At 68.0% G+C, this 26,047-nt stretch carries 24 protein-coding genes and 2 pseudogenes; 16 read left to right on the forward strand and 10 right to left on the reverse strand.

Features of this window, described 5'->3' with window-relative positions; all coding sequences use genetic code 11:
* The 7 genes and pseudogenes from FPZ47_RS00805 (at position 1) to FPZ47_RS00835 (ending at position 8,912) form a co-directional block, all read left to right on the forward strand.
* The gene (locus FPZ47_RS00805) at positions 1–1,257 is read left to right on the forward strand and encodes a cytochrome P450 (protein ID WP_144947114.1); all 1,257 of its coding nucleotides are present in this window, start codon (positions 1–3) and stop codon (positions 1,255–1,257) included.
* A 152-nt stretch (positions 1,258–1,409) separates the two neighbouring features.
* A complete protein-coding gene (locus FPZ47_RS00810) occupies positions 1,410–2,474 on the forward strand; it encodes an amidohydrolase family protein (protein ID WP_210419797.1) in 1,065 nt (354 codons plus the stop codon).
* 68 nt (positions 2,475–2,542) lie between these two features.
* Positions 2,543–3,721: a M24 family metallopeptidase gene (locus FPZ47_RS00815; RefSeq protein ID WP_144947240.1), complete on the forward strand. Its 1,179-nt coding sequence runs from the start codon at positions 2,543–2,545 to the stop codon at positions 3,719–3,721.
* On the forward strand, positions 3,711–4,829 hold the full coding sequence (locus tag FPZ47_RS00820) for a M24 family metallopeptidase (protein ID WP_144947120.1): 1,119 nt from the start codon (positions 3,711–3,713) through the stop codon (positions 4,827–4,829). Before FPZ47_RS00815 ends, FPZ47_RS00820 begins: the two co-directional genes overlap by 11 nt.
* 2 nt (positions 4,830–4,831) lie before the next feature.
* Positions 4,832–5,827: an enoyl-CoA hydratase/isomerase family protein gene (locus tag FPZ47_RS00825; protein ID WP_144947123.1), complete on the forward strand. Its 996-nt coding sequence runs from the start codon at positions 4,832–4,834 to the stop codon at positions 5,825–5,827.
* Complete coding sequence (locus FPZ47_RS00830; RefSeq protein WP_144947126.1) at positions 5,827–8,256, forward strand: CaiB/BaiF CoA transferase family protein; 2,430 nt, start codon at positions 5,827–5,829, stop codon at positions 8,254–8,256. The genes FPZ47_RS00825 and FPZ47_RS00830 overlap by 1 nt, the downstream gene beginning before the upstream one ends.
* Before the next feature lie 5 nt (positions 8,257–8,261).
* A pseudogene (locus FPZ47_RS00835) lies at positions 8,262–8,912 on the forward strand (SDR family NAD(P)-dependent oxidoreductase).
* Here FPZ47_RS00835 and FPZ47_RS00840 read toward each other — a convergent pair.
* From FPZ47_RS00840 to FPZ47_RS00850, 3 genes are all read right to left on the reverse strand, one after another.
* Complete coding sequence (locus FPZ47_RS00840; protein WP_144947129.1) at positions 8,909–9,730, reverse strand: SDR family NAD(P)-dependent oxidoreductase; 822 nt, start codon at positions 9,728–9,730, stop codon at positions 8,909–8,911. The pseudogene FPZ47_RS00835 and the gene FPZ47_RS00840 sit on opposite strands and share 4 nt — an antisense overlap.
* A 159-nt stretch (positions 9,731–9,889) precedes the next feature.
* Positions 9,890–10,738 (reverse strand): mycofactocin-coupled SDR family oxidoreductase, encoded by an 849-nt coding sequence (locus FPZ47_RS00845; protein ID WP_144947132.1) that lies wholly within the window; start codon positions 10,736–10,738, stop codon positions 9,890–9,892.
* Between the two features lie 186 nt (positions 10,739–10,924).
* Entirely contained in the window at positions 10,925–11,575 is a 651-nt protein-coding gene (locus FPZ47_RS00850) for a TetR/AcrR family transcriptional regulator (protein WP_144947135.1), read from the reverse strand.
* A 243-nt stretch (positions 11,576–11,818) separates the two neighbouring features.
* Here FPZ47_RS00850 and FPZ47_RS00855 point away from each other — a divergent pair, with 243 nt between their 5' ends.
* Entirely contained in the window at positions 11,819–12,994 is a 1,176-nt protein-coding gene (locus FPZ47_RS00855; RefSeq protein ID WP_144947243.1) for an acyl-CoA dehydrogenase family protein, read from the forward strand.
* A 63-nt stretch (positions 12,995–13,057) separates the two neighbouring features.
* Here the strand turns inward: FPZ47_RS00855 and FPZ47_RS00860 are convergent, their stop codons facing one another.
* The 7 genes from FPZ47_RS00860 to FPZ47_RS00890 all read right to left on the reverse strand — a co-directional run bounded on the left by FPZ47_RS00860 (position 13,058) and on the right by FPZ47_RS00890 (position 18,754).
* Positions 13,058–13,819, reverse strand: coding sequence for an acyl-CoA dehydrogenase family protein (locus FPZ47_RS00860; protein WP_144947245.1), 762 nt, complete (start codon positions 13,817–13,819; stop codon positions 13,058–13,060).
* 63 nt (positions 13,820–13,882) lie between these two features.
* Positions 13,883–14,971 carry an acyl-CoA dehydrogenase family protein gene (locus FPZ47_RS00865; RefSeq protein ID WP_144947137.1) on the reverse strand — a complete coding sequence of 363 codons (1,089 nt, stop codon included), beginning with the start codon at positions 14,969–14,971 and terminating at the stop codon, positions 13,883–13,885.
* Positions 14,968–15,417 carry a nuclear transport factor 2 family protein gene (locus tag FPZ47_RS00870; protein WP_144947140.1) on the reverse strand — a complete coding sequence of 150 codons (450 nt, stop codon included), beginning with the start codon at positions 15,415–15,417 and terminating at the stop codon, positions 14,968–14,970. The genes FPZ47_RS00865 and FPZ47_RS00870 overlap by 4 nt, the downstream gene beginning before the upstream one ends.
* Positions 15,392–16,621: a metal-dependent hydrolase family protein gene (locus FPZ47_RS00875; RefSeq protein ID WP_144947143.1), complete on the reverse strand. Its 1,230-nt coding sequence runs from the start codon at positions 16,619–16,621 to the stop codon at positions 15,392–15,394. Before FPZ47_RS00875 ends, FPZ47_RS00870 begins: the two co-directional genes overlap by 26 nt.
* Positions 16,622–16,624: 3 nt before the next feature.
* Positions 16,625–16,948 (reverse strand): hypothetical protein, encoded by a 324-nt coding sequence (locus FPZ47_RS00880; protein ID WP_144947146.1) that lies wholly within the window; start codon positions 16,946–16,948, stop codon positions 16,625–16,627.
* Positions 16,932–18,209 (reverse strand): aromatic ring-hydroxylating oxygenase subunit alpha, encoded by a 1,278-nt coding sequence (locus FPZ47_RS00885; protein WP_144947149.1) that lies wholly within the window; start codon positions 18,207–18,209, stop codon positions 16,932–16,934. The genes FPZ47_RS00880 and FPZ47_RS00885 overlap by 17 nt, the downstream gene beginning before the upstream one ends.
* A gap of 23 nt (positions 18,210–18,232) precedes the next feature.
* On the reverse strand, positions 18,233–18,754 hold the full coding sequence (locus FPZ47_RS00890; protein WP_144947152.1) for a carboxymuconolactone decarboxylase family protein: 522 nt from the start codon (positions 18,752–18,754) through the stop codon (positions 18,233–18,235).
* 292 nt (positions 18,755–19,046) lie between these two features.
* Here FPZ47_RS00890 and FPZ47_RS00895 point away from each other — a divergent pair, with 292 nt between their 5' ends.
* The 8 genes and pseudogenes from FPZ47_RS00895 to FPZ47_RS00930 all read left to right on the forward strand — a co-directional run bounded on the left by FPZ47_RS00895 (position 19,047) and on the right by FPZ47_RS00930 (position 26,033).
* Positions 19,047–20,345, forward strand: a complete 1,299-nt coding sequence (locus FPZ47_RS00895; RefSeq protein ID WP_144947156.1) for an amidohydrolase family protein — start codon at positions 19,047–19,049, stop codon at positions 20,343–20,345.
* A 105-nt stretch (positions 20,346–20,450) separates the two neighbouring features.
* On the forward strand, positions 20,451–21,617 hold the full coding sequence (locus tag FPZ47_RS00900; RefSeq protein ID WP_144947248.1) for an acyl-CoA dehydrogenase family protein: 1,167 nt from the start codon (positions 20,451–20,453) through the stop codon (positions 21,615–21,617).
* 55 nt (positions 21,618–21,672) lie between these two features.
* Positions 21,673–21,975 (forward strand): annotated as a pseudogene (locus FPZ47_RS00905) (enoyl-CoA hydratase); the annotation flags it as partial.
* A gap of 2 nt (positions 21,976–21,977) precedes the next feature.
* On the forward strand, positions 21,978–23,126 hold the full coding sequence (locus FPZ47_RS00910) for a thiolase family protein (RefSeq protein ID WP_144947159.1): 1,149 nt from the start codon (positions 21,978–21,980) through the stop codon (positions 23,124–23,126).
* A 114-nt stretch (positions 23,127–23,240) separates the two neighbouring features.
* Positions 23,241–23,855, forward strand: coding sequence for a TetR/AcrR family transcriptional regulator (locus FPZ47_RS00915; protein ID WP_144947161.1), 615 nt, complete (start codon positions 23,241–23,243; stop codon positions 23,853–23,855).
* Positions 23,852–24,370 carry a hypothetical protein gene (locus tag FPZ47_RS00920; RefSeq protein ID WP_144947164.1) on the forward strand — a complete coding sequence of 173 codons (519 nt, stop codon included), beginning with the start codon at positions 23,852–23,854 and terminating at the stop codon, positions 24,368–24,370. The genes FPZ47_RS00915 and FPZ47_RS00920 overlap by 4 nt, the downstream gene beginning before the upstream one ends.
* Before the next feature lie 206 nt (positions 24,371–24,576).
* Positions 24,577–25,848 (forward strand): cytochrome P450, encoded by a 1,272-nt coding sequence (locus tag FPZ47_RS00925; RefSeq protein ID WP_144947167.1) that lies wholly within the window; start codon positions 24,577–24,579, stop codon positions 25,846–25,848.
* Positions 25,845–26,033, forward strand: a complete 189-nt coding sequence (locus tag FPZ47_RS00930) for a ferredoxin (RefSeq protein ID WP_144947170.1) — start codon at positions 25,845–25,847, stop codon at positions 26,031–26,033. The genes FPZ47_RS00925 and FPZ47_RS00930 overlap by 4 nt, the downstream gene beginning before the upstream one ends.
* The last annotated feature ends 14 nt before the right edge of the window (positions 26,034–26,047 follow it).

Here is a 26,047-nt window from a genome sequence, read left to right on the forward strand (position 1 = left end):
ATGTCGGACACGCTGACGACGGCCGGGGCCGAAGTCGATTCGGACATCCCGGACTATCCGATGGCGCGGGAGGCGCGGTGCCCCTTCGCCCCTCCTCCGGATGTCATGGCGCTCGCCGCGGCCGCGCCGCTGTCGCGGGTCCGGATCTGGGACGGCAGCACCCCGTGGCTCATCACCGGCTATGAGGAAGTGCGGGAACTGTTCTCCGACAGCCGGGTCAGCGTCGACGACCGGGTGCCCGGCTTTCCGCACTGGAACGCGGGCATGCTCTCGACGGTGCACAAGCGCCCGAGATCGGTGTTCACCGCCGACGGCGAGGAGCACACCCGATTCCGGCGCATGCTGTCGAAACCCTTCACATTCAAGCGGGTCGAGGGGTTGCGCCCGACCATCCAGCAGATCACCGACGAGCACATCGACGCCATGCTGGCCGGACCGCAGCCCGCCGACCTCGTCGCCGCGCTGGCCCTGCCGGTCCCGTCGCTGGTGATCAGCCAGCTGCTGGGGGTGCCGTACGAAGACGCCGAGATGTTCCAGGAACACGCCAACGTCGGGCTCGCCCGCTACGCCACCGGCGAGGACACCGCCAAGGGTGCCATGACCCTGAACCGATACCTCGCCCGGCTGGTCGAGGCCAAGATGGACAACCCGGCCCCTGATTCAACGCCGGACGCGGTGTCCGACCTGGCCGAGCGGGTCAAAGCGGGCGAGCTCAGCGTCAAAGAGGCCGCGCAGCTGGGGACCGGCCTGCTCATCGCCGGGCACGAGACCACCTCCAACATGATCGGGCTGGGTGTCCTTGCCCTGCTGGCGAACCCGGAGCAGGTGGCCGTCATCCGCGACGCCGAAGACCCCAAGATCGTCGCCAATGCGGTCGAGGAATTGTTGCGTTACCTCAGCATCATCCAGAACGGCCAGCGCCGCGTCGCCCTCGAAGACATCGCCATCGCCGGACAGGTGATCCGCGCCGGTGAAGGCATCATCATCGACCTGGCCCCGGCGAACTGGGATGCCGACGTCTTCACCGAGCCCGATCGGCTGTATCTGCACCGTTCGGGGGCGGATCGCAATGTCGCCTTCGGGTACGGCCGGCACCAGTGCGTGGGCCAGCAGCTCGCCCGCGCGGAGCTGCAGATCGTCTACCGGACACTCTTCCGCCGCATTCCCAGGCTCTCGCTCGCCATCCCGATCGAGGAGGTGCCGTTCAAACACGACCGGCTCGCCTACGGCGTCTACGAACTTCCGGTGACCTGGTAACCCGGCCCGGCTACTCCCCCCCCGATCCCAACGGAAGGTCAACGATGACAACAACCAGCCCCGTCTCGCTCTATCCTCCCGAAGGCTTCGGCGCACCGAAGAACCGCCGTGGACACGCCGGCGGCGTCGACGTGGGCCTGCCGGAGGGGACGGTGGTGTTCTCCGCGGACAACCACATCTCGCTGGCCTCCGACATCTTCTACGAACGGTTCCCCGAGGACCTCAAGGACAAGGCGCCGCGGATCTGGTACGAGGAGGGGGCCTACCAGGTCGGCCGCAAGGGGCAATCGTTTTTGCCCGGTGATTTCAGCGCGGTGCTGATGCAATACGACGACCTGCCGGGGGCGGCGAGCAACAACATCGAGGCGCGGATCAAGGAACTGCACGACGACGGCGTCGACAAGGAACTGGCCTTCCCCAACGCGGTGCTGGCGCTCTTCCACTACCCGGACAAGACGCTGCGCGAACTCACGTTCCGCATCTACAACGAGTACATCGCGGAGCTGCAGGAGCGCTCGGCCGGCCACTTCTACGGCGCCGGGTTGATCAACTGGTGGGATCCCAAGGGCACCAGGAAGACCCTCGAAGAGTTGAAGTCATTGGGGCTCAAAACATTCCTGATGCCACTGAACCCGGGCAAGGACGACGACGGCAACCCGATCGACTACTCGAGCACCTCGATGAACGCCGTGTGGGACGAGATCGAAGCCTCCGGGCTCCCACTCACCCACCACATCGGCGAAACCCCGCCGAAGAGCCCCTGCGAGTTCAACAGCGTCGTCGTCGGGATGATGATCAACATCGACGGTTTCCGGGAGACGTTCTCCAAGTACATCTTCGGCGGCATTCTCGACCAGCACCCGGGCCTGCGGATCGGCTGGTTCGAGGGCGGGATTGCCTGGGTACCGTGGGCGCTGCAGGACGCCGAACACCTGGTGGCGTCCTACCGGCACATGTTCAACCGGCCGCTGCAGCACGACGTGCGGTACTACTGGGACACCCACATGATGGCGTCGTTCATGGTCGACCCGCTGGGCCTGCAGCTGATCGACAAGATCGGCGTGGACAAGGTGATGTGGTCCAGCGACTACCCGCACAACGAGAGCACCTACGGGTATTCGGAGAAATCGCTGGCCGCGGTCGTCGACGCGGTAGGGTCGGCCGACGCGGCGAAGATCGTCAGCGGCAACGTCACGAAATTCCTGGGGCTCTGGTGACAACCGTCGCGCAAACGGCCAGTGCCCCTGAACACCTGGTGATCCCCGAAAAGCCGGACCTCACCCGCATGCGCCGTGAGACCGGGGCCCGGCTACGCTCGGCGATGGCCGAACGCGGTGTGGACGCACTGATCCTGCTGGGCAACAGCTCGGTGGTCTACGCCACCGGGGCCAGCTGGCCGCTGGGCGACGCGGGCCTGTCCTACGTCGAGCGGCCGGTGGCCGTGGTGACCGCCGACGACGAGTCGCCGCATCTGTTCCTGCCATTTCGCGAGGGCGCCGCGCACGAGTCGGAACTGCCCGCCGACCATCTGCACGGTCCGGTTTATCTCGAATTCGACGAGGGCGTGGGCGATTTCGCGAGGTGTTTGGCCGACCTGATCCCGTCCGGCGCTGTGATAGGGATCGACGAATCCACCGGCGCCATGTCGCGCGCGGCCACGTCGTTGTTCCCGGGCGGTCCTCCCGCCGACGCGGCAGCGATCGTCAGCGCCGCCAAGGTGGTCAAAACCCCGGATGAACTGGCGTGCATCAGAACCGCCGTGCGGATCACCGACGAGGCCATGGTCGAAGTGGACAAGCGTCTGGCCCCCGGTGTCCGACAGGTCGACCTTTCGGCGATCTTCTTGCGGCGGGCCTTCGAACTGGGCGCGTCGGCCAGCATGCTGGAGCCGATCTGGCAGGTGATGCCGCCCACCAAGGCCGAAGGGGTGTGGACGACGCACGGTGACCTGGCGCTGCCGCTACTGAGCACCGAGCGTGAGCTGGTGGAAGGCGACGTGTTGTGGACCGACGTCAGCATCACCTACCAGGGCTACTGCTCGGACTTCGGGCGCACCTGGCTGGTGGGCCGGGAACCGTCGCCGCGCCAGCGGGCACAGTTCGACAAGTGGCAGCAGATCATGGCCGCCGTGCTGGACGTCGCCCGCGCCGGCGCCGCCGCGGGCGATCTCGGCAGGGCCGCCACCGCGGCCAACGGCGGCACCAGGCCCTGGCTGCCGCACTTCTACCTCGGCCACGGGATCGGCGTGAACGCGGCCGAGATGCCCATGATCGGAACCGATCTCGGGCAGGAATTCGACGACAACTTCATTCTGCAGCCCGGCATGGTGCTGGTGCTCGAGCCGGTGGTGTGGGAAGACGGCACCGGAGGCTACCGCAGCGAAGAGGTCGTGGTGATCACCGAGGAAGGTTCGATTCGATTGACCGACTACCCCTACACCCCCTATGGCTCCCATGTCAGTTGAAGTCCTGCCCGACGATCGGGCACTGCGCTCGGGGCGCCGCCAGCGAGTGCTGGACCAGATGGCGGCACACGACCTCGATGTCCTTGTCCTCGGCCGTCAGGCCAACATCCGCTACGTCACCGGCGCCCCGCAGCTGTGGGTAGCCGGGACCCGGCCGTTCGGCCCGTCCTGCGTGTTGGTGCGTGAGACCGGCGCCATCCACCTGCTCAGTACCTGGGATGAAGGCGTTCCCGACGACATCCCCCGCGAGAACCTCTACGGCATCGCGTGGAATCCGGTCAACACCATGGCGGTGCTGAAACGCATCCAGGGTGCGTCCACCGCTCGCCGCGTCGGAACCGAGGCAATATCACCGGTTTTCGCGCAGCTGCTGCCGACCGCGTTCCCCAATGCCGAACTGGTCGACGGCGAGCTCGCGATGCGTGGTGCCCGGCGCATCAAGACGGCGGAGGAAATCTTCGCGCTACGGGCAGCGATCGCGGTGGCCGAGTCGGGCCTGGCCGCCGCTGTGGCCGGGTTGCACCCCGGGGTGCGGGAACAAACGCTGGCCGGGGTCATGATGGAGGCCATGGCGGCCGGCGGGGTGAGTACTCCCGCGAACCAGGAATTCGCCTGGGTGACTTCGCGTGACCATCCGTGGCGGCGGGTCAACGGCGACGGACGCGTGAACGACGGTGACCTGGCGGCTTTTTCGGCCGGTGTGCTGGCCGGCGGGTACATGGGTGAGGTGGGCCGTACGTGGCCCGCGGGCGCTGTCGGCAATGCCGCGCCGTTGTACGCGCGGTGGGACAGGCTGTGGTCCGCGCTGTTGAATGCGTGCCGGCCCGGTGCCGCCGCCGCCGAACTGCTCGGTGCCTATGAGGCCGCAGGTGAGCCGGCGCCACCGATGCCGGTCGCACGCGGACTGGGGATGGGCTTCGACCCGCCGGTCATCTCCCAGCACCTGCCTGAAACCGCGGCCGGCGAACGCCTGGATCCGGGAATGGTGCTGGCCGTGACGGGCTACGTCTGGGAGCAGGGGGTCGGCGCGGTCTTCGGGCGCGAAGCCGTGCTGATCACCGACGACGGCCACGAGGTGCTGACCTCGAGCCCGTCCTGGCGCAAATAGCGATGCCCGACAAGCCCGTCCCGCCGGTCGAGAAGATCATCCGCTACCGCAAGGACGCCACGACCCGCATCGCCACGATCACCTTCGACCGGCCGGACCATCTCAACGCGCCGACCATCGCGGCCCGGGTGCGCTATGCCGACCTGTTGCATCGCGCCTCCATCGACGACGACGTCAAAGTGTTGGTGGTCCGCGGCACGGGGGAGGACCTGGGCTCGGGCGCGGATCTCCCCGAGGCCATGTCGGTGCGCAGGTCGGCGGACCAAGGCCCCCGGCTCGGGGAATACCGGATCGGCGCCGACGAAGTCAAGTACCCGCCGGAGGGTTCCTTTCGGCGCGGCGCCACCCTCAGCCAGTGGTATGCGAATCCGAATTCCGGAATCCGCGGGCTGCAGGACTTCAAGAAGATCAGCATCCTGGAGGTCAAGGGCTACTGCTACGGCTGGCACTTCTACCAGGCTGCCGACGCGGACCTGGTGATCGCCAGCGACGATGCGCTGTTCGGGCATCCGTCGTTCCGCTACTACGGGTGGGGCCCGCGGATGTGGTGGTGGGCGCAGACCATGGGCATCCGCAAGTTCCAGGAAATGGTTTTCACCGGAAGGGCTTTCACCGCCGCCGAGATGTACGACTGCAACTTCCTCAACAGCGTGGTCCCCAGGGGCCAGCTCGAAGCGGAGGTGGAGAAATATGCGCTGGCGTGCTCGCGTAATCGTCCCACCGACACGGTGTTCATGCAGAAGGTCTTCTTCGAGATCATGAAACAGTTCCAGGGCGAGTACCTGGGCAGCATGCTCAGCGGCGTCTTCGAGTCGATGGGCGGCCTCGTCCGCCCGGATGACGACGACGATTTCCTGCTCGACGGCGCCATCCAACGGGGCCTGGGCGACGCGGTCAATGACAACGACGCAAAGTTCCCCCCGGAGTGGCGGCTGAGCAAGAACGGGCGCACGAAGGGGCGGTCCCCCAAGAAGGCCGAGCGGAAGCGTAAACAGTAGTGGCGGAGGCGAAGACCGAGCCGCCCCTGACGGGCTACACGGTGGTCGATCTGTCCACCGGCATAGCGGGCGCCTACTGCACCAGGCTGCTGGCCGACGGCGGCGCCGACGTCGTCAAAGTCGAACCGCCGGAGGGTGATCCGCTGCGGTCCTGGTCGGCCTCGGGCGCTGCCATACCGCCCGGCCGTGACGGGGCGTTGTTCAGCTTTCTGGCCGGATCGAAGCACGGCGTCGTCGCCGATCCCGCCAGCCGGGACGACGTCGAACTCGTCGACCGGCTCTTGGCGGCCGGTGACGCGGCAATCTGGTCGCCCGGCTCGAAAGTTGCTGAAAAACAAGGCTTTACCCCCACGGCGATCCACCGGCGCCATCCGCACCTCACCGTTATGTCGATCACGCCCTTCGGCCTCGAGGGACCCTGGTCCGATCGGGCCGCCACCGAATTCACGCTGCAGGCCTGGTCGGGCGGGATCGTCGGCCTCGGACGCGGCGAGCCGGACCGCGCGCCGGTGTTCGTCGGCGGACAGGCCGGGGACTATCTGGCCGGGGTGTACGCAAGTGCCGCGTTGCTGGCGGCGCGGCGCGGCCAAATCAGCGGCGGTGCGGGCCAACTGCTGGACCTGTCGATGCTCGAGACCCAGATCCTCGGCCTGACCTACTATCCCGTCACCTACTTCGAAATGCGCGGGCGGCCATGGCGGGACGCGCGGCGGGTCACCGTCCCGGGTGTGGCTCGCGCCAAGGACGGGTTGGTCGACGTCGGTTGTGGCACGGCGCAGCAGTGGTTCGACCTGTGCGCCATGGTGGGCCACCCCGAGTGGATCGACGAGGAATCCTCCCTGACGATCACCGAGCAGGCGACCCTGCACGCCGGCGAGATCTACGCGTGGTTCGAGACCAACACCGTCGACGACATCCTGGAACTGGCCACGGCCTTCCGGATTCCCAACGCGCCGGTCGCCAACGGCGCCAACATTGCGGCCCTGGAACACTTCCGGGAACGCTGCTCGTTCGTGCGCAATCCCCGCGACGGGTTCCTGCAACCGGGCCACCCCTACCGAATGCGGCCCGCCCGGCTCCAGCGACCGGCGCCGGCGCCGGCGCTCGGTGAGCACACGGCACGCTACCGGTCCGCGCACCTGGCCCCCCGCCCCGCGCCCACCGCGCCGGCACCTCGACTGCCCCTGAACGGGATTCGGGTCCTGGACATGACGACGTTCTGGGCGGGCCCCTGCTGCACCCACTTCCTGGCCATGCTCGGCGCCGAGGTGATCCACGTGGAATCCACCCGCCGACCCGACGGAACCCGACTGATCGCCGGCGTACCGGTGACCGAAAACCAATGGTGGGAGCGGTCCCCGATCTTCGCGGCGTTGAACACCAACAAGAAAGGGCTGACGCTGGACCTGCAGAGCCGGCGCGGCAGGGAGTTGCTGCGCCGGCTCATCGCAACCTGTGACGTGATCGCGGAGAACTTCACGCCGCGGGTGCTCGACCAGATCGGCCTGGATTTCGCCGCCGCCCAGTCGATCAAACCCGACGTGATCATGGTGCGCATGCCCGGGTTCGGCCTGGACGGGCCGTGGCGCGACAAGCCGGCATTCGCCTACGTCATCGAATCCGCGGCGGGCGTGAGCTGGATGACCGGCTACCCCGATCGCATTCCCTACGAACCCTATTCGATCGGTGACCCCAACGCGGGCATGCATTCGCTCAATGCGCTGCTGCTGGCGCTGGAGCACCGCCGCCGCACCGGGCAGGGCGTGCTGGTGGAGGCGGCGATGGTGGACGCCGCGCTCAGCATCTCCGCCGAGCAGATCATCGAGTACTCCGCTTATGGGGCGCTGCTGGAGCGCGCGGGAAACCGGGGACCGACGGCCGCACCGCAGAACCTCTACCGCAGCGCCGGCATCGACGAATTCGGGCGCCCCGACAGTTGGGTCGCGATAGCCGTGGTCACCGACGCGCAGTGGAAGAACTTGTGCGGCGCGATCGGATCGCCCTCGTGGGCAACGGATCCGAGCCTGGTGACGGCGGCGGGGCGGCGGGCGCACCAGGACCTCATCGACGAGCAATTGGCCGCATGGTGCGCCCAACACAGCCGCGACGACATCGTCGCGGCCTTGTGGGAGGCCGGTGTGCCGGTGGCCAAGGTCATGCAGCCGCATCGCCAGACGGAGCTGGACCAGCTGGAATTTCGCGGCTTCTTCGAAGAAGTCGACCACCCCGTCTGCGGCCCCGCCAGGCTCAGCAGCGTGCCGATGAGATTCTCCGGCGGCCCCGATACGTTCCACACCCGGCACGCGCCGCTGCTGGGGCAGCACAATCGGGAATTGCTGACCGAGCTGGGACTGAGCGAATCCGAAATCGCCGACCTGGAAGCCGACGGTGTGATCGGCCGGGAACCGGCGATGCGCGCCGCGACCTGACCGCCGTGGCCATCGAACCGTCGAATATCCTGCTCACCGGCCGCGTCGCGGTGGTGACCGGAGGAGGAGCCGGCATCGGGCGGGGAGTCGCTGCCGGGATGGTCGCGTTCGGCGCGTCCGTCGCCATCTGGGAACGAGACCCGCAGACCTGTGCCGGCGCAGCCGAATCGATCGGCGCACTGGGAATCGTGGCCGATGTCCGCGACGGCGACCAGGTGGATGCCGCGCTCGCTCGCGGACGGCCGAGCCCGGCATCCCGACGATTCTGGTCGACAACGCCGGCGGGGTGTTCTACTCGCCGCTGCTGGAAACCAGCGAGAACGGTTGGGACGCATTGTATAAGGCCAATCTGCGCCACGTGATGCTGTGCACCCAGCGGGTCGCTCGGCAACTGGCCTCGGCGGCCCTGCCCGGCAGCGTCATCTCGGTGACGTCGATCGGCGGCGAGCGGGCGATGACCGCAACCGGCAACATCGTGCCGATGGGGCGCCCCGGCCACGTCGACGAAATCACCCCGCGCCGCGGTGTTTCTGGCCTCGGACATGTCGGCCTACCTGACCGGCCAGATGCTGCACGTCGACGGCGGGACCCACGCCGCCGGCGGCTGGCATCACGACCCGCGGACCGGCGATTACCGCCTGGGACCGCCCGGCTAGTGCCGCCAGCCCTCCGCGGCCTGTTCGTCGAAGGTGCGGTCGATGCGCTCGAACCGCCGGCGGATGGACGCGCGGGCGGCCCCATGCGGCAGGATGTAGAGGCGGTTGGCCGCGATCCCGTCGGCCGTCAGCCGCGCGACGTCCTCGACGCCCAGGGTGTCGTCCTCCACCGGCAGCGTCGCCTCCGGGGACGACGACCTCCCGTAGTCGGCGCCGCGGATGCGTTCGGAGTTGGTGACCAGCTTGGTTTCGACCACCATCGGGCACAGCAGCGAGACGCCGATCCCGTTGGGCTTGACCTCGCGGGCCAGCGTTTCGGCCAGGCCGACGACGCCGTATTTGGCGACGCCGTACGCTCCCAGGCCCGCGTTGGGGACCAGGCCGGCGAAGGACGCGGTGAAGGCGATGTGGCCACCCGTGCCCTGCTCGATCAGCCTCGGCAGGAATGCCTCGACGGCGTGGATGGAGCCCCACAGGTCGATGTCGATCACCCAGCGCCAGTCGTCGTGGCTCATCTGCGCGAGCGGGCCCGCGACCACGATCCCGGCGTTGCTGAACACCACGTCGACGCCGCCGAGGAGGCGGAAGGACTCGCCGGCGAGGTGAACCATCTCGTCGAGGTGCCTGACATCGCACGTCACGCCGTGGGCCTCGAACCCCTCGGAGCGCAGCCGCGCCACCGCCTGCTCCAGCGCGGGTTCGTCGACGTCGGCGAGCACCACGTCGGCTCCGCGACGGGCGAACTCGCTCGCGGTCGCCAACCCGATCCCACTCGCGCCGCCCGTGACGACGGCCTTACGCCCTTCAAATCCGTTCATCAATGAGCATCCCAGGTCCGTGAGGGATCGGTAACAGGCCACATTGACCCCACCGACATCCGTCAAATCGACGTTTCGCAGGAGAAGTGCGAGAGATGCCCTGCAGAACGTCCATCTCGGCGAATCTAGCGGGCACCGGAGGGACGGTGAGCGCCGACCCTACTTCAGGCAGCCACCCGCATCGACGGGCAGGGTCACGCCGGTGACGTAGCGGGACTCGTCGGAGGCCAAGAACAGCACCGCATTGCTGATGTCCACCGGCTCCACCCACGGAATCGGCAGCGTGTGGAACATCTGGCAGATCGGCGCCATGTCGTCGGGACCGGGGTTCTCCAGGTCCGGGCGGAACATCTTGAAGGTCCCCTCGTTGTGCAGCATCGGAGTCTTGACGTGGGTCGGGTGCACCGAGTTCACCCGAATCATGTGCTGCCCCAACTCCACCGCGAACGCCCGCATGAGCCCGACGACACCGTGCTTGGCGGCGACGTAGTGACCGGTGTGGGGGTAGGCCTTGAGCCCGCCGACGGAGCTGGTCAGCACGATGGAGCCGCCGCGTCCGCCGGAAACCAGATGCGGCACACCGGCTTTCACCGTCTTCCACACCCCGGCCAGGTTGATGTCGATCATCTCCGTCCAGTCTTCCTCGCTGGTCTTGTCCAGCGTCTCACCGCCGTTACCGATGCCGGCATTGGCAACGATGATGTCGAGCCGGCCGAGTTGTTCGACGCCGCCGTCCACCGCGGCCTTCAGCGCGTCGTAGTCGCGCACGTCGACTTCGGCCGTGACGATCCTGCGGTTGTGGCCCTTGACCAGGTCGGCGGTCTCCGCGAGGTCCTCGGGCGTGGACGCCGGGATGGCCGTGTCGGTGACACCGTCGCGGACCGGTTTGCAGATGTCGACGGCGATGATGTCGGCGCCTTCCTGCGCCAAGCGCACTGCGTGGCTGCGGCCCTGGCCGCGCGCCGCTCCGGTGACGAAAGCGACTTTGCCCTCAACACGTCCAGCCATGTCTACCTCGATTCCTTACCCCGGGACGCGCGTCGTGCCGCACCCGAACTCGGTCATCGCCCACCAGGGGTGCAATGACGGATTCATTTCGGCTACATATGGTTCTAAACATTAGAGAATCATATTCTCACGACGCAAACCGGGTTCCCGTGCGCTCATATCGTCAGTGTGGCCCCGGGCCCGGCGTCAGCCGACGAACCCGCGCGAGCAGAAGTCCCACACCTCGTCGGCGGTGATGGGATGGGTCGTGGCGTCGTCGGAGCCGCCGCTGGATTGCGCGATGAACATGACGGTCTGCATGGTCATGGCGGCCATCCGCTTGGGATTGATGCCGCTGCGCAACTTGCCGGCGTCGCAGGCGGCTTCCATGAGCTCAGTCAGCAACGCCAGCAACGGCGCGTGGGCGACCTTGACCTCGGCGGGGTGCGTGACCAGCAGCCGCGGCGCAAAGTCGGTGAACAGCGGGCGCCTGGCCGTCGGGTCCGGCCGCGAGGCCTCGTACAGCAACTCGACCGCCACCTTGAGCCGCTCCAGCGGGTCGGTGTGGCTTTCCGTGGCGGCGCGGATCTGATCGGCCGACCGGCTCAGCGCGTCCTCGAACAGCGCCAGCAGCAGCTCGTGCTTGCCGTCGAACTGCAGGTAGAAGCTGCGCAGCGACTGACGGGACCGGTCCACGACCTCCTGAACGGTAAAGTCGGTGCTGCCCTTCTCGATGATGATCGCCTGCGCAGCATCCAGGAAGCGCTGAACGCGCTGCGCCGCCCGCAGTTTCGCGGTTTTGATGGACCGCTCGACGGCGCGCTGCTTCCAGGCGGGCTCTTCGCTGGGGCTGGTCACGGGCGGCTCGGACGATTGCCGCGCGGGGAGAACATGATTGGACTCTACCGGAGAACGCCGTGACATCGCTGCGCTCGACCCCCTCGCGGAAGACGTGTCTGAGATTGTAACTTTCTGTCGACGAGAATACTATTCTCTTCGTCGTATCTTTGGAAGCGGAATCACAAAGAGGCTACCGCCGGGTAGGTGGAAACCTTGATCTACGCGTCGTTCCGCGAGCACCGAAATCTTCCGGGGAGTGTTGTGCAGCTGACTTTCGACGCCGACGTGGAGGCGTTCCGCGCCGAATTCGTGGCCTTTTTGGGCGCGCATCTGCCCTCGGACGCCGAGACGTCCGAGCGGCCCCGGTCCAGTTCGCACATCCCCGAGTGGGCGCGCCGCTGGCAGCGGCAGCTGTTCGACAACGGGTGGTTGCTGCCCGGCAATCCGCCGAAGTTCGGGGGGCGCAACGCCACGCTTTTGCAGCAATACGTGTACCTGGAGGAACTCGGGCGGCGACGCATCTACCAGAGCTTCAACCCGCAGGGCGTGGGGATCATCGCGGCGTCGTTGCTGTCGTTCGGCACGCCGGAGCAGCAGCAGCGGTGGGCCGTGCCCATCCTGCGCGCCGAGATCACAGCGTCGCTGGGCATGAGCGAGCCGGGCGCGGGCTCGGACCTCGCATCGCTGAAGACGCGGGCCGTGCTTGACGGCGACCATTTCGTGGTGAACGGGCAGAAGGTGTGGACCTCGGGTGCCCACGACGCCGACGTGCTGCTGGCCTTCGTGCGGACCGACCCGAACGCGCCCAAGCACAAGGGGATCAGCGTGCTGCTGATCCCGACCGACACCCCCGGCGTCGTGCGCCGCCCGTTCGCGTCGATGTGCGACGGCGACGAGGTCGACTTCAACGAGGTGTTCTTCACCGACGCGCGCGTGCCCGCCGAGAATCTGGTGGGCGGGCTCAACGATGGCTGGCGCGTGGCAACCGGTTCCCTGGGCCACGAACGCGTCATGCTCTGGATGGGATACGTCGACCTGCTACGTGAGATGACAATCGACTTCTCCCCCTCGGGGGCGCTGCAGCGGGATGGTTACGCCACGCTGGTCATGGATGCCTACGCGCTGCGGCTGCTGGGCTCGGCGGCCCTGGCCCGGGCCGCGCGTGGGGACGAAGACGTCCCCGCCCAGTCCGTGCTCAAGCTCCTGGGCTCGGAGGCACTGCAACGCGCCGGCGAGGACGCGCTGCACGCCGCGGGGCCCGACGGGCTGGCCGCCCGCGCGGTCACCGCCCCGTTCGCGGCGCTGAACCTCGACAGCCACTGCCGCGGCTGGTTCGACCGGTACGCGCGCTCGTTCGCCGCGACCATTGCCGGCGGCACGTCCGAGATCCAGCGCAACATCATCGCCGAACGAGTACTCGGGCTGCCGCGCAACTAATGGTCCGTCGGATCATCCGGTTGCCGCGAAGCGGGCGAACCTGCTCCCGTAGGAGTCCGGTGATTACAGCTGTGCCAGCCGCGGTGCGAACCCGTTGGCCCGCAGGGCCGCTCCCGCCTCCCGGGTCAACTCTCGGGTGCTGCCGAGCAGGCCGTCCAGGATCAACGACCGCTTGACGTGACGATGCAGCTGGTGCTCGGCGGTGAAGCCGATGCCGCCCAGCACCTGCTGGCAGTGCCGCGCGGCGGTCAACGCCGCGCGGCCGGCCGCGGCCTTGGCGAGCAGGCAGGCCAACCCCCCGGGGTCGTCCGGGGCGGCCGGGGCCGCGTGCAGGGTCGCCTCCGCGCCCTCGAGCGCGACCAGCGTCTCGGCCAGCCGATGCCGGACCGCCTGGAACGAGCCGATGCGGCGGCCGAACTGGACGCGGTCCAGGGCGTGCCGGCGCGCCAACGCGAGCATGGCCCGGCCCGAGCCGACCAGCCACCAGCCCACCGCCAGCCGTCCCGCGCCCAGGGCGGCCGCGGGCAGCGGATTGGCCTGGGGCACGCGGCGTATCGGCAGTTCTGGGTCGAGGGCCGAGCTCGGGTCGTCGTCACGCTCCCAGGCCACCCAGGAGCCGCCCGCGAATGGCAGCGGCAGCATGCCCCCGGGCGCGGCCCCGGACGCCCGCAGCAGCACGTCGTTGAGTACGGGAGCGTGCGCGCCCGTCTCACCGAGCAGCCGGAAGACCAATGGGACCGCCAGATCGGGGATTTCGTCGAGCATGTCGAGCCAGCCGAGGTCGGCCAGGGCCGCATCGAGCGCGGCGCCCGAGGCCGCGGCCATCGTGGTGCGCAGCGAGTCGGCCAGGAGCTCGAGTGACTCGGGATCGGTGGCGTCGCCCACGGCTCACTCCTTCCCGAGGTCGAGCAGCCGGCGGGCGATGATGTTGCGCTGGATCTCGGCCGTGCCGCCGTAGATGGTCGCCGCGCGCGAGTACAGGTATTCGGGACGCCAGGGCGTGTCGTCGAGCTCGAGCGTCCCGGGCAGCAGGTCGCGCACGGTGTCGTAGAGCTGCTGTTCGGCGGTGGCCAGCAGTACCTTGTCGATCGAGGTGTCCGGTCCCAGCCGCTCCCCGTCGCGCAGCCGGTGCTGGGTGTCGCGGGACCGGCAGCGCAGCATGTGCAGCGCCAGATAGGCTGCGCCGAGGGCAGATTCGTCGGGTTCGCGTGCTTGCGCGATGAGTTCGTCGAACCGTGCGTAGAGGTAGGCGATGCGCTGCCAGAAGCAGGTGGAACGTTCATAGGGCAGCAGGTCCATCGCCAGCCGCCAGCCGTCGCCGGGGCGGCCGAGCATGCGGGTGGCCGGGACGACCACGTCGTCGTAGTACACCTCGCAGAACTCGTCGACCCCGTGCATCGTGCGGAGCGGACGGATGGTGATGCCGGGGGTGTCCAGGTCGACGAAGAACGCGGTGATCCCGTCGTGGCCCGGCGCGGTCCGGGTCAGCAGCACGCAGCGGGTGGAGAACTGGGCGAAGCTGGTCCACACCTTCTGCCCGTTGACGATCCAGTTGTCCCCGTCGGCCACGGCGCGGGTGGTCAGCGAGGCCAGGTCGCTGCCGGAGCCGGGTTCGGAAAAGCCCTGGCACCAGTGCTCGGCGCCGCTGAGCAGCCGCGGCACCATCCGGGCGGCAAGTTCGGCGGGGGCGTAGTCGATCATGGTGGGTGCGAGCACCTCGAGCATCGAGTAGGGGCCGGGTTCGGCCAGCCGCCGGCCGACGACCTCCTCGCCGACGATCGCGCGCAGCACCGCGGGGCCACCCAGGCCGCCGACTGCTTCCGCCCAGCCGTACCGCATCCAGCCGGCGGCGTAGAGCGCCCGGCTGACCCGGGCGAATTGCCGCATGTGGCCCCCCAGCGTGTGGTCGGGCCCCGGGGTCAGGTCGTTGTCGTCGAGCCACGCGCGCAGGCCCGCACGGAACTCCTCGACATTCACCGCGCTGTCGATGCGCCGTCGCCGGCGGGACGCCCGATGGCGTGCGGGCGTCCGGAGTCGTGCACACCGCTGCGGCGGATGAACGTCATGGCGCGGGTTTTCAGCCGCCATCCGTCGGGGGTTCGGCTGTAGGTGTCGCGGTAGTAGCCGATGCGCATGTCATGAGTGGCGTGGTCGATGAAGCACAATGGCTGGGTCCCGCCGGCCGAATCGCCGTCGAGCTCGACCGCCGCGGTCCCGGTCAGGAACAGGCCTTTCGGCGCGGCGGCCACCAATTCGGGAAACCTGCCCAGGCTGTAGGTCTCGCCGAAGGCGCTGTAGGTGCCGTCGGGTGTGAAGACGCCGACGAGGCCGTCGATGTCCTCCTGGGTGATCGTGACGGCGTAGCGGGCCAGCAGCTGCTGGATCTCGACGAGATCGTCAGTCCTGGTTGGCTGTGTCGACATAGACCTTGCCGCCTTTCATGACGAAGCTGACGTGCTGCGTGACGGTGATGTCGTCCAACGGGTTTCCCGGAACCGCGATGATGTCGGCGAGCCGGCCCTCGGCCAGCCGCCCCCGGTCGTCGGCGTCGATCAGCTCGGCCGCGGTCACCGTCGCCGCCCGCAACACCGCCAGCGGCGGCAGGCCCCAGTTGACCAGGGTGACGAGTTCGTCGGCGTTGCGGCCGTGCGGGATCGCGGGTGCGTCCGTGCCGACGGCGATCTTCACGCCCGCTTCGTAGGCGGCCAGTATCGAGGTGCGCGCCTTCGGGAACATCTCGGCGGCCTTGGCCTGCAGCTCCGGTGGCGCGTGCGAGACGTCCATGGCGTCGCCGTCGGCCAGGCGCCGGGTGCTGACCAGGAACGTGCCGTGCTCGACCAGCACCGCGATGGCCTCGTCGTCGATCAGGAAGCCGTGCTCGATGCAGTCGATGCCGGCCGCGACGGCGTGCCGCACGGCGTCGGCGCCGTGCGTGTGCGCGGCGACGCGAAGGCCGCGGCGGTGCGCCTCGTCGACGATCGCGCACAGCTCCTCGTCCGAATAGTGCTGTGCACCGGGCGGTCCCGTCAGTGACATGACCCCGCCCGAGCAGCAGACCTTGATCAGCTCGGCGCCGTGCTTGATCTGGTAGCGCACCGCCTTGCGGATCTCGTCGATCCCGTTGGCGATGCCCTCCTCGACGGTCAGGTCCAGCACGTGCGGTGCGAACGCCGCGAACATCGTGGGGTCCAGGTGCCCGCCGGTGGGCGTGATGGCGTGCCCGGCCGGCACGATTCGCGGCCCGTCGATCCAGCCCGCGTCGATGGCCCTGCCCAGCGCGACGTCGAGCAGATACCCGCCGGTCTTGACGAACAGGCCGAGGTTGCGCACCGTGGTGAACCCGGCGCGCAGGGTGCGCCGTGCGTTGCCGACGGCGCGCAGCATCCGGGTCGGCGGGTCGTCCTGGACCAGGGACAGGCCGGGCTTCTCCCCGCGCCCGCCCATCAGCAGGTTGACCTCCATGTCCATCAACCCGGGCAGCAGGATCCGATCACCCAGATCGAGCAGATCACCTTCGACATCCCCGCCGACGCCGGCGATCCGGTCACCCTCGATCCGCAGGATCCCGGGTCGCACGATCTCCCCGGCGTCGACGTCGAGCAGCCCGGCCGCCTTGAGCGTCAACACGTCTCAGATCACCGGCTCCCGGATGCACTCCACCCACGCGGCCCCGCTGTCGGGTACGCGGGGCTGCTTCCAGGCCTCGATCGGAAACGACACCATCACCAACGACTGCATCATGTGCATGAGGGTCTTCGCGTCCTCCGGCAGGTCGTCCAGCGGATACTTGTCACAGTAGGCGATCACGCCGTTCAGGCGAGGGAACGCCGCGTCGTAGAAGCCCTGCATCTCGGCCATCGTCGAGGCCAGCCGCTTGGCGTAGCGCTCGGGTTCGGTGGCCAGGTCCCAGTCCAGATACGGCTCCAGCTCGGCGAATTCAGACGGTAACGCCATTGTTCTGGTACTCCTTCACGTAATCGCCGGTCACCTTGTGCAAATGGCGGATCAGGACCTCTTGGTCGCACAGCAGGAAGTCCTTGACGACCCTGGTGCCGATCATCGTCTGGGTGGCCTCCAGCGTGTTGGCGTCCTGCAGCGCGTACTCCTTGAACGTCACCGCCGCCAGCTCCTGGGCGAGGCGTTCCCGCGCGTTGCGGGGCGGAACGAAGTACAGCGAGCATTCGAAGATGTGCTTGTCGACGGCCGTCGGCCAGTAGTGGTAGGTGAGATACCAGCCGGGCTCCCAGATCAGCAGCATGAAGTTCGGGAAGAAGTGCCACGAGTCGATGCCCCACTGCGGCACCCGCTTCACGTTGACACCCGTTGGCAGCTCGAGCTTCTCGATGATCTCCGGTTTGTCCCACGGCCCGAAAAGTCCGCTGCGCAGCACGCGATCCAGGGGCTTCACCATGGACAGGTCCGCGGGCGGCGCCTGACCGCCCCAGGTCGACTGCAGGCTGTGCGGGCTGGCCACCTCGTAGTGCAGCGCCTCATAACCGTACTTCGCGATCTTGGCGGCTTCTTCCTTGGTGTACTGCCCCTGGTGCAGGATCGGCGCGTGGTAGAACTCGACGAACGCGTCGATGAACAGCTTCCAGTTGCTGCCGACTTCGGCCCGGTAGGAGTAGGTTTCGGTCATCTCGCCGAAGGGGTAGCCCTCGATGCCCTTGGCCAGCGGCCCGAGGTAGTCGGTGAGCGGCGCCGCATTGTTGTCGAGGTTGACGAAGATGAAGCCTTCCCACACCTCGCAGCGGACGGGCACCAGGCCGTACCGGCCCTTGTCGACGTCGAAGAACTCGCCCTCTTGTTGGACGAAGGTCAGATCGCCGTCGAGGCTGTAGCGCCAGGCGTGGTACTTGCAGGTGAACTGCCGGCAGGTGCCGGAAGTCTCCTCATGCGGAAAGTCGTTCCACACCAGCTTGTTTCCGCGATGGCGGCAGACGTTGTGAAACGCCTTGACGGATCCGTTCCTGGTCTTGACGACGATCACCGACATTCCCGGGCCGGCCGAGGGCAGTTCCTTGGTGAAGTAGCTGCCGATGCGAGGCAGGCGCTCGACCCGTCCGACGTTGAGCCACGTGCGCTTGAAGATCGCCTCGCGCTCGGCTTCGAAGAACGCCGGGTCGATCGAGTCGCTGTAATCGACCGGCGCGGTACCCAGTTCGGGATAGTTCTCCGTCCAGCTCCCCGCTGCCGGTTTGGGGAAGTGTGCCACCTTCGTTGCCCTTCTTTCTGCTCTCAATCGACTTCGACGCCGAAAGCGTTGATGGCCATCGCCAGTGCGGTGTAGCCGCCGACGGTGAAGATCAGATCCATGCGTTGCCGTTCGTCGAGCCGCTCGCACAGCGCGGCCCACGTCCGATCCGACACGTTCGACTTCGCGTCGAGCTCGTCGACGGCGTCGATCACGGCCCGGTCGAACCCGTCGGCCGTCTCGCCGGTGCGGGTGGCGGCGATCTCGGCGTCGGACAACCCCGCTTCCTTGCCCATCTTGACGTGGTGTGACCATTCGTAGGCGCAGTCGCGCCGGTGGGCCACCCGCAGGATCGCCAACTCGCGGATGCGCGCGGGCAGGGTGGAGCCGTACAGGAGGTACCCGCCGAACCGCAGATAGGAGCGGGCCAGCTTCGGGTGCCGCGCCAGCGTCGCCATCAGGTTGCCGGCGTCGTCGGGGTTGCACCGCTCCGGTGACAGCATGACGGACAGCGACGTCCGGACAGCCTCGTCCCACTCGGCGGCGGGTAGTGGCTGCACTCGCACCGGCAGTCTCCTCTCTGACAAAGAGAATCGTATTCTCATTTCTAACCAATAGGTTTGCACGATTCGGCCGCCCGGTCAATCCTGGTGTTCAGCTGCGTCGGAGCGCGCGCCGTGGGTGGCTCCGGAGCGGTCCGGGGGCACCGCGCGGCGGTCGAGGATGTTGATTCTCACTTGGCGAGAAGCTAGTTTTCACACTAGTGACGTCGGTGCCCGGCGGGCGATCCGCCGAGGCGGTACGGGGAGCAGCGCATTCGACCGGGATCAGATGGGTCCCGATGTGGAAGGAACGGCCATGACCAAAGACGACATGATCCTGATCAGCGTTGACGACCACACCGTCGAGCCGCCCGACATGTTCAAGAACCATCTGCCCAAGAAGTACGTGGACGACGCGCCCCGGTTGGTGCACAACCCCGACGGCTCGGACATGTGGAAGTTCCGCGACACGGTGATCCCCAACGTCGCGCTCAACGCGGTCGCCGGCCGGCCCAAGGAGGAGTACGGGCTGGAACCGCAGGGCCTCGACGAGATCCGGCCCGGCTGCTACAACGTCGACGAGCGCATCAAGGACATGAACGCCGGCGGCATCCTGGGATCGATCTGCTTCCCGTCGTTCCCGGGCTTTGCCGGGCGCCTGTTCGCCACCGAGGATCACGAGTTCTCGATCGCGTTGGTGCAGGCCTACAACGACTGGCACATCGACGAGTGGTGCGGCGCCTACCCGGCGCGGTTCATCCCGATGGCGTTGCCGGTGATCTGGGACGCCGAGGCGTGCGCGGCCGAGGTGCGGCGGGTGTCGAAGAAGGGCGTGCACGCGCTGACATTCACCGAGAACCCGGCCGCGATGGGCTACCCCAGCTTCCACGACCCCTACTGGACCCCGTTGTGGGAGGCGTTGTGCGACACCAACACCGTGATGAACGTGCACATCGGGTCCTCGGGCAGGCTGGCGATCACCGCCCCCGACGCCCCGATGGACGTGATGATCACGCTGCAACCGATGAACATCGTGCAGGCCGCCGCGGATTTGCTGTGGTCCAAGCCGGTGAAGGACTACCCGGACCTCAAGATCGCGCTGTCGGAGGGCGGCACCGGGTGGATCCCGTACTTCCTGGAGCGGGTGGACCGCACCTACGAGATGCACTCGACGTGGACGAAACAGAACTTCGGCGGCAAACTGCCCAGCGAGGTCTTCCGCGAGCACTTCCTGACCTGTTTCATCAGCGACAAGACCGGCGTGCGGCTGCGCAACGACATCGGCATCGACAACATCGCGTGGGAGGCCGACTACCCGCACAGCGACTCGATGTGGCCGGGCGCCCCCGAGGAGCTGTGGGACGTCTTGTCGGTGAACAACGTGCCGGACGGCGAGATCAACAAGATCACCCACGAGAACGCGATGCGCTGGTACTCGTTCGACCCCTTCTCTCACATCCCCCGCGAGCAGGCCACGGTCGGCGCGCTGCGCAAGGCCGCCGAGGGGCACGACGTGTCCATCCGGGCGCTGAGCCACCACAGGGAAACCCGGGCGGGGTCGTCCGTCGCGGACTTCACCGCCAACGCAAAAGCGCTCACCGGCAACAAGGACTGACGGACACCCGGCGAGCAGACGCGAAAGCACCCAAATGGCCGGCGTGTCGGGGGCTTGTGCGTCTGCTCGCGGTGTGAAAGGAGAACCACAGTGCCCGGCGCCGGGATGAACTTCGAGCTGACCGACGACCAGGAACTGATCCGACACTCCGTTGCGGAGCTGGCGCGCAAGTTCGACGACCAGTACTGGATGGAAAAAGACCAGGCGCACGAATTCCCCACGGAGTTCTACCGCGCCATTGCCGACGGCGGCTGGCTGGGCATGACGATCCCCGCCGAGTACGGCGGTCACGGCCTCGGCATCACCGAGGCCACCATCCTGCTCGAGGAGGTCGCCAGGTCCGGCGGCGCCATGAACGCGGCCAGCTCGATCCACCTGTCGATCTTCGGGATGCAACCGGTGGTGGTGCACGGCTCCGCCGCGCTCAAGGCGCGCACGCTGCCCCGCGTCGCCACCGGCGAAACCCACGTCTGCTTCGGGGTGACAGAACCGGGCGCCGGGCTCGACACGTCGCGCATCACCACGTTCGCCAGGCGCGACGGGGACCGCTACATCGTCAACGGCCGCAAGGTCTGGATCTCCAAAGCCATGGAGTCCGACAAGATCCTGTTACTCACCCGCACCACGAACTATGACGAGGTGACCAAGAAGACCGACGGCATGACGCTGTTCCTCACCGATCTGGACCGCCGCCGTGTCGACATCCGCCCGATCCGCAAGATGGGCCGCAACGCCGTGAGCTCCAACGAGTTGTTCATCGACAACCTCGAAGTCCCCGTCGAGGATCGGGTCGGCGAGGAGGGCAGGGGATTCAAATACATCCTTGACGGTCTCAACCCGGAACGGATGCTGATCGCGGCCGAGGCCCTCGGCATCGGGCGGGTGGCGCTCGACAAGGCCGTCAAATACGGCAACGAGCGGGTGGTCTTCGGCCGGCCCATCGGCATGAACCAGGGCCTGCAGTTCCCGCTGGCCGACTCGCTGGCCCGCCTCGACGCCGCCGAACTGATGCTGCGCAAGGCCACGTGGCTGTATGACAACGGGAAACCCTGTGGGCGCGAGGCTAATACCGCCAAATACTTGTGCGCCGACGCCGGCTTCACCGCCGCGGACCGGGCGTTGCAGACCCACGGCGGCATGGGTTACGCGGAGGAGTACCACATCGCGCGCTACTTCCGCGAGGCCCGGCTGATGAAGATCGCGCCGGTCAGCCAGGAGATGATCCTGAACTTCCTGGGGTCCAGCGTCCTGAAACTGCCGAGGAGCTATTGACCCAGCGACGACGGATCCTGTCCTGCTGTCAGCGGATCGCGACGGCGTGCGCACGGGTTCGTGGCTTATGCCCAAACTCGTTGGCCTGCAACGGGTCAAACGCCTATCGCCGCTGGCCTTCGTCGAGGACCTCACCGGGCGGCTCGCGGCCGGCCCGCCCGTCGCCCCGGCCCAGACCAAGGCCCTGCTCAACGAGGGCGCCGACTGCACCCTGCGCGCCGCGCCGGCCACCGAGGCCGGCGCGCAGATCGTCAACGTCGCCACGGTCGACGCCGCGGCCGCCGGTGCCGCCTTCGCCGCACGCCGGGCGCCGTCGTTTACTGGTCGCTGGTCGCTGACAACCTCGGAATCGGAGTGAACATGCGTGAAACGGTCATCGTCGAAGCGGTACGCACCGCGGTCGGCAAGCGCAACGGCGGGTTGTCGGGGGTGCACGCCGCCGACCTGTCCGCGGTCGTCCTCAACGAACTGCTGGAACGCGCCGGCATCGGCCCGGAGATCGTCGACGACGTGATCTGGGGCTGCGTGTCCCAGGTCGGCGACCAGTCCAGCAACATCGGCCGCTACGCGGTGCTGGCCGCCGGGTGGCCGGAGACCATCCCCGGCACGACGGTCAACCGCGCGTGTGGGTCCAGCCAGCAGGCCCTCGACTTCGCGGTCCAGGCGGTGATGTCCGGCCAGCAGGACGTCGTGGTGGCCGGCGGTGTCGAGGTCATGAGCCGCGTTCCCCTCGGTGCGGCCCGGGCCACGGGGATGCCCTACGGCCCCAAAGTGCTGGCCCGCTATGACGACTTCTCGTTCAACCAGGGCCTGTCGGCGGAGCTGATCGCCAAGAAGTGGGGGCTCGGCCGCACGCGGCTCGACGAATACTCGGCGCAGTCCCACGAGCGGGCCGCCGCGGCCCAGGACCGCGGCGCCTTCACCGACCAGATCGTGCCGGTCTTCACCGACGACGCGGCCGTCGTCACCGCGGACGAGGGCATCCGGCGCGGGACCAGCGTCGAGAAACTGGGCACGCTCAAGCCGGCATTCGTCGAGGACGGGGTGATCCATGCGGGCAACTCCTCGCAGATCTCCGACGGGGCCGCCGCCCTGCTGGTGACCACCTCGCAGATGGCGATCGAACTCGGGTTGACACCGATCGTGCGCTACCGCGCGGGTGCGGTCACCGGCGCCGACCCGGTGCTCATGCTCACCGGCCCGATCCCGGCGACCGAGAAGGTGTTGAAAAAGGCCGGCGTTGCGCTGTCGGAGGTGGGCGTGTTCGAGGTGAACGAGGCCTTCGCGCCGGTCCCGCTGGCGTGGCTGGCCGAGACGGGTGCCGATCCGGACCGGGTCAATCCGCTGGGCGGCGCCATCGCCCTGGGGCATCCGTTGGGCGCCTCCGGCGCGGTGCTGATGACGCGCATGGCGCACCACATGCGCGACAACGGCCTCCGCTACGGCCTGCAGACCATGTGCGAGGGGGGCGGCACGGCCAACGCGACGCTGGTCGAGCTCGTCGAATAGCGGAGCGCGACGCTCGCCGAAAAACGTCCGCGGTGAGACCCTTGTCACATCGGACAAACTAACTTACTGTGTGTTCACTAGGTAGTTCACTCCGGCGAACGAAGAAGGGGTGCCGTGGCCGACACGCGGCGATACGACACGCTGCTCGCCAAGGGCGAGGACCGGAAGCAACGAATCCTCGAGGTCGCCCAGCGCCTGCTCATCCGCAATGGCTGGCGCAACACGACGCTGGCCCAGATAGCCGGCGAGGCCGGGGTGACCCCCGCGGGACTGCTGCACCACTTCGAGTCCAAGGAGCAGTTGCTGCACGCGGTGCTCGACGCCCGCGACGTCGACGACGAGGTCCACGCCGACCGGACCGGCGACCTGCTCGCCCAGATCTCCCAGGTTGCCGACCGCTTCCACCGGGCCCCCGAACTGGTCGGCACGTTCACGGTGCTCCTGGTGGAGAACATCCTTCCCGAGGCGCCCCTGCACGACCGCATGCTGGCCAGGCACCGGGCCGCGGTCGACATCGTCGCCGACCTCATCCGCGTCGGTCAGGCCGACGGCCGCTACCGCACGGACCTGGACCCCGCCATCAAGGCAGTGGAAATTCTGGCCTTCGTCCACGGAATGGAAACCACATGGTTGCTCGACCCTTCGATACCGCTCACCGAGGTGTTCAAGCAGTACGCCGAGACGCTGGCACGGGACTTCGCGCCCCCGAAGACGAGCGGGACGACATGAGGTACCGGCTCGACGTGGTCGCCGCCGGCGTGGCCGACGTGGTCAGGTACGCCGGCGGCTGGCTTTTCGACCGCGCGATGGCCGGATGGGACGTCACGGTGCTGGTCGCCGACCGCCCCGAGGCCCGGCCGCTGCAGATCCTCGGTGCGCGGGTGCTCGACCTGGAGGACGTCTTGGCGACGATGGAATCCCGTTCGCGGCCCCAGGCCCTGGCGGCCGCGGCGGACCTGTTCGGGTGCGACCCGCGGGTACGTCGGGGCGTGTTGCAGGCACTCGACCGCGGCATCACCGAGGTCACGCTGTGGGGAGAGGACTGGCCTGCCGAGCTCGACGAGAGCGTGGGCCTGGTGCAGCACCGGCTCAGCATGGCCGCGCGGATCTTCAAGTCCCAGGCGCTGGCGGCCGCCCTGAACGCCCCAGGAGTCCCGCCCGGCGCCGTCGGCGCGACCGAGACGTTCCGCAGCGGGCTGCTGGCCTGGCCGTCGGTCGCGGCCGATCTCGTGCCGGCCGGCTGAACAGGCCCCAAGTCCGCCGAGCCGCCGACCCCGTCGCCGAGCGTGCACACCACGGCGCGGTGTCGGCGTGTCGCGCCGCGAAATGCACAGTCGGCGTGGGGGCGGCCGAACGGGCCCCTCGTTGACGGCGAATATGCGCGTGTGGAAATGTAATACTCATCTCTGAGAGGCACATTCTCACTAGCCGAGATCGAACGGAGCAGACAATGGTGAACGACCTCACCGAGATGGACTTCTTCCGCGACCAGAGCCTCGTCGAGAACCCCTACCCCTATTACGAGGCCCTGCGGCAGCAGTGTCCGGTGACCCGGGAGAACCACCACGGGGTGACGATGGTGACCGGCTGGGACGAGGCGTGTGCGGTGCTCAACGACGCCGAGACATGGTCCTCGTGTATCTCGGTGACCGGCCCGTTCCCCGGCTTCCCGGTACCGCTGGAAGGTGAGGACATCACCGACCTGATCGAGGAACACCGCGACGAACTGCCGTTCAGCGACCAGCTGCCGACCCTGGACCCGCCGACTCACACCAACCATCGCGCCCTGCTGATGCGGCTGATCACCCCCAAGCGCCTCAAGGAGAACGAGGACGCGATGTGGGTGCTCGCCGACCAGGTGCTCGACGGGTTCCTGGCGCCGGGCGAAGGGGAGTTCATCAAGGGCTTCGCCGGTCCCTTCACCCTGCTGGTGATCGCCGACCTGCTCGGCGTGCCCGAGGAGGACCGCGACCAGTTCGTCAAGAACATCCGCCAGCACTCGGGCGGCGGGGTCGGGGGCACCGGCAAGGAGGCGTTGGCGCACAACCCCCTGGAATTCCTCTATGGCACCTTCTCCGACTATGTCGCAGACCGCCGCCGCGCACCGCGCGACGACGTGCTGACCGGCCTGGCCACCGCGACCTTCCCCGACGGCTCGGTTCCCGACGTCGAAGACGTGGCCCGGGTCGCCAGCAACGTGTTCTCGGCGGGCCAGGAGACCACCGTGCGGCTGCTGGGCGCCGCGCTGCAGGTCATCGCGGAACGCCCCGAAATCCAGGCGCAGCTGCGCAGGGACCGCAGCCTGATTCCCAACTTCATCGAAGAGGCGCTGCGCATCGAGAGCCCGGTCAAGGGCGACTTCCGGTTGAACCGGGTGCGCGTCAACGTCGGCGGGGTCGACCTGCCCGCGGGCACCACGGCGATGGTGGTGCAGGCGGCCGCCAACCGCGACCCGCGCCGGTTCGAGGACCCCGCCACGTTCGACCTGGCCCGCAAGAACGCCCGGCAGCACATCTCGTTCGGTCGGGGCATCCACAGCTGCCCCGGCGCGCCGCTGGCGCGCGCCGAAACCCGCGTCGCGATCGAGCGGCTGCTCGACCGGACCTCGGACATCAGGCTCGACGAGCGCGTGCACGGCCCGGCCAATGACCGCCGCTACCAATACGTTCCGACCTACATCCTGCGCGGCCTGACCGAGCTGCACCTGGAGTTCCCGGCATGAGGGTCTGGGTCGACGATCAGCGCTGCCGCGGCCACGGTGTCTGCGTGACGCTCTGCCCGCAGGTGTTCAGCCTGACCGACGACGGCTATGCCGTCACGACAGATACCGACGTCCCGGCGGAGCTGGAGGCGGCGGTTGGGGAGGCCATCGACTCCTGCCCCGAACAGGCCATCAGCAAAACCTGAACCCGGACAAGGAG

It is taken from the genome of Mycobacterium helveticum, assembly GCF_007714205.1.
GTDB classification, from domain to species: Bacteria; Actinomycetota; Actinomycetes; order Mycobacteriales; family Mycobacteriaceae; genus Mycobacterium; species Mycobacterium helveticum.

Coding starts and splice junctions, on each gene's coding strand:
- FPZ47_RS00805 (WP_144947114.1), top strand. CDS start 1: ATGTCGGACACGCTGACGACGGCCGGGGCCGAAGTCGATTCGGACATC.
- FPZ47_RS00815 (WP_144947240.1), top strand. CDS start 2,543: ATGCGCCGTGAGACCGGGGCCCGGCTACGCTCGGCGATGGCCGAACGC.
- FPZ47_RS00820 (WP_144947120.1), top strand. CDS start 3,711: ATGTCAGTTGAAGTCCTGCCCGACGATCGGGCACTGCGCTCGGGGCGC.
- FPZ47_RS00825 (WP_144947123.1), top strand. CDS start 4,832: ATGCCCGACAAGCCCGTCCCGCCGGTCGAGAAGATCATCCGCTACCGC.
- FPZ47_RS00840 (WP_144947129.1), bottom strand. CDS start 9,730: ATGAACGGATTTGAAGGGCGTAAGGCCGTCGTCACGGGCGGCGCGAGT.
- FPZ47_RS00845 (WP_144947132.1), bottom strand. CDS start 10,738: ATGGCTGGACGTGTTGAGGGCAAAGTCGCTTTCGTCACCGGAGCGGCG.
- FPZ47_RS00860 (WP_144947245.1), bottom strand. CDS start 13,819: ATGGCCGCGGCCTCGGGCGCCGCGCTCGATGCGGCCCTGGCCGACCTC.
- FPZ47_RS00870 (WP_144947140.1), bottom strand. CDS start 15,417: ATGTCGACACAGCCAACCAGGACTGACGATCTCGTCGAGATCCAGCAG.
- FPZ47_RS00880 (WP_144947146.1), bottom strand. CDS start 16,948: ATGGCGTTACCGTCTGAATTCGCCGAGCTGGAGCCGTATCTGGACTGG.
- FPZ47_RS00895 (WP_144947156.1), top strand. CDS start 19,047: ATGACCAAAGACGACATGATCCTGATCAGCGTTGACGACCACACCGTC.
- FPZ47_RS00900 (WP_144947248.1), top strand. CDS start 20,451: ATGAACTTCGAGCTGACCGACGACCAGGAACTGATCCGACACTCCGTT.
- FPZ47_RS00910 (WP_144947159.1), top strand. CDS start 21,978: ATGCGTGAAACGGTCATCGTCGAAGCGGTACGCACCGCGGTCGGCAAG.
- FPZ47_RS00920 (WP_144947164.1), top strand. CDS start 23,852: ATGAGGTACCGGCTCGACGTGGTCGCCGCCGGCGTGGCCGACGTGGTC.
- FPZ47_RS00925 (WP_144947167.1), top strand. CDS start 24,577: ATGGTGAACGACCTCACCGAGATGGACTTCTTCCGCGACCAGAGCCTC.
- FPZ47_RS00930 (WP_144947170.1), top strand. CDS start 25,845: ATGAGGGTCTGGGTCGACGATCAGCGCTGCCGCGGCCACGGTGTCTGC.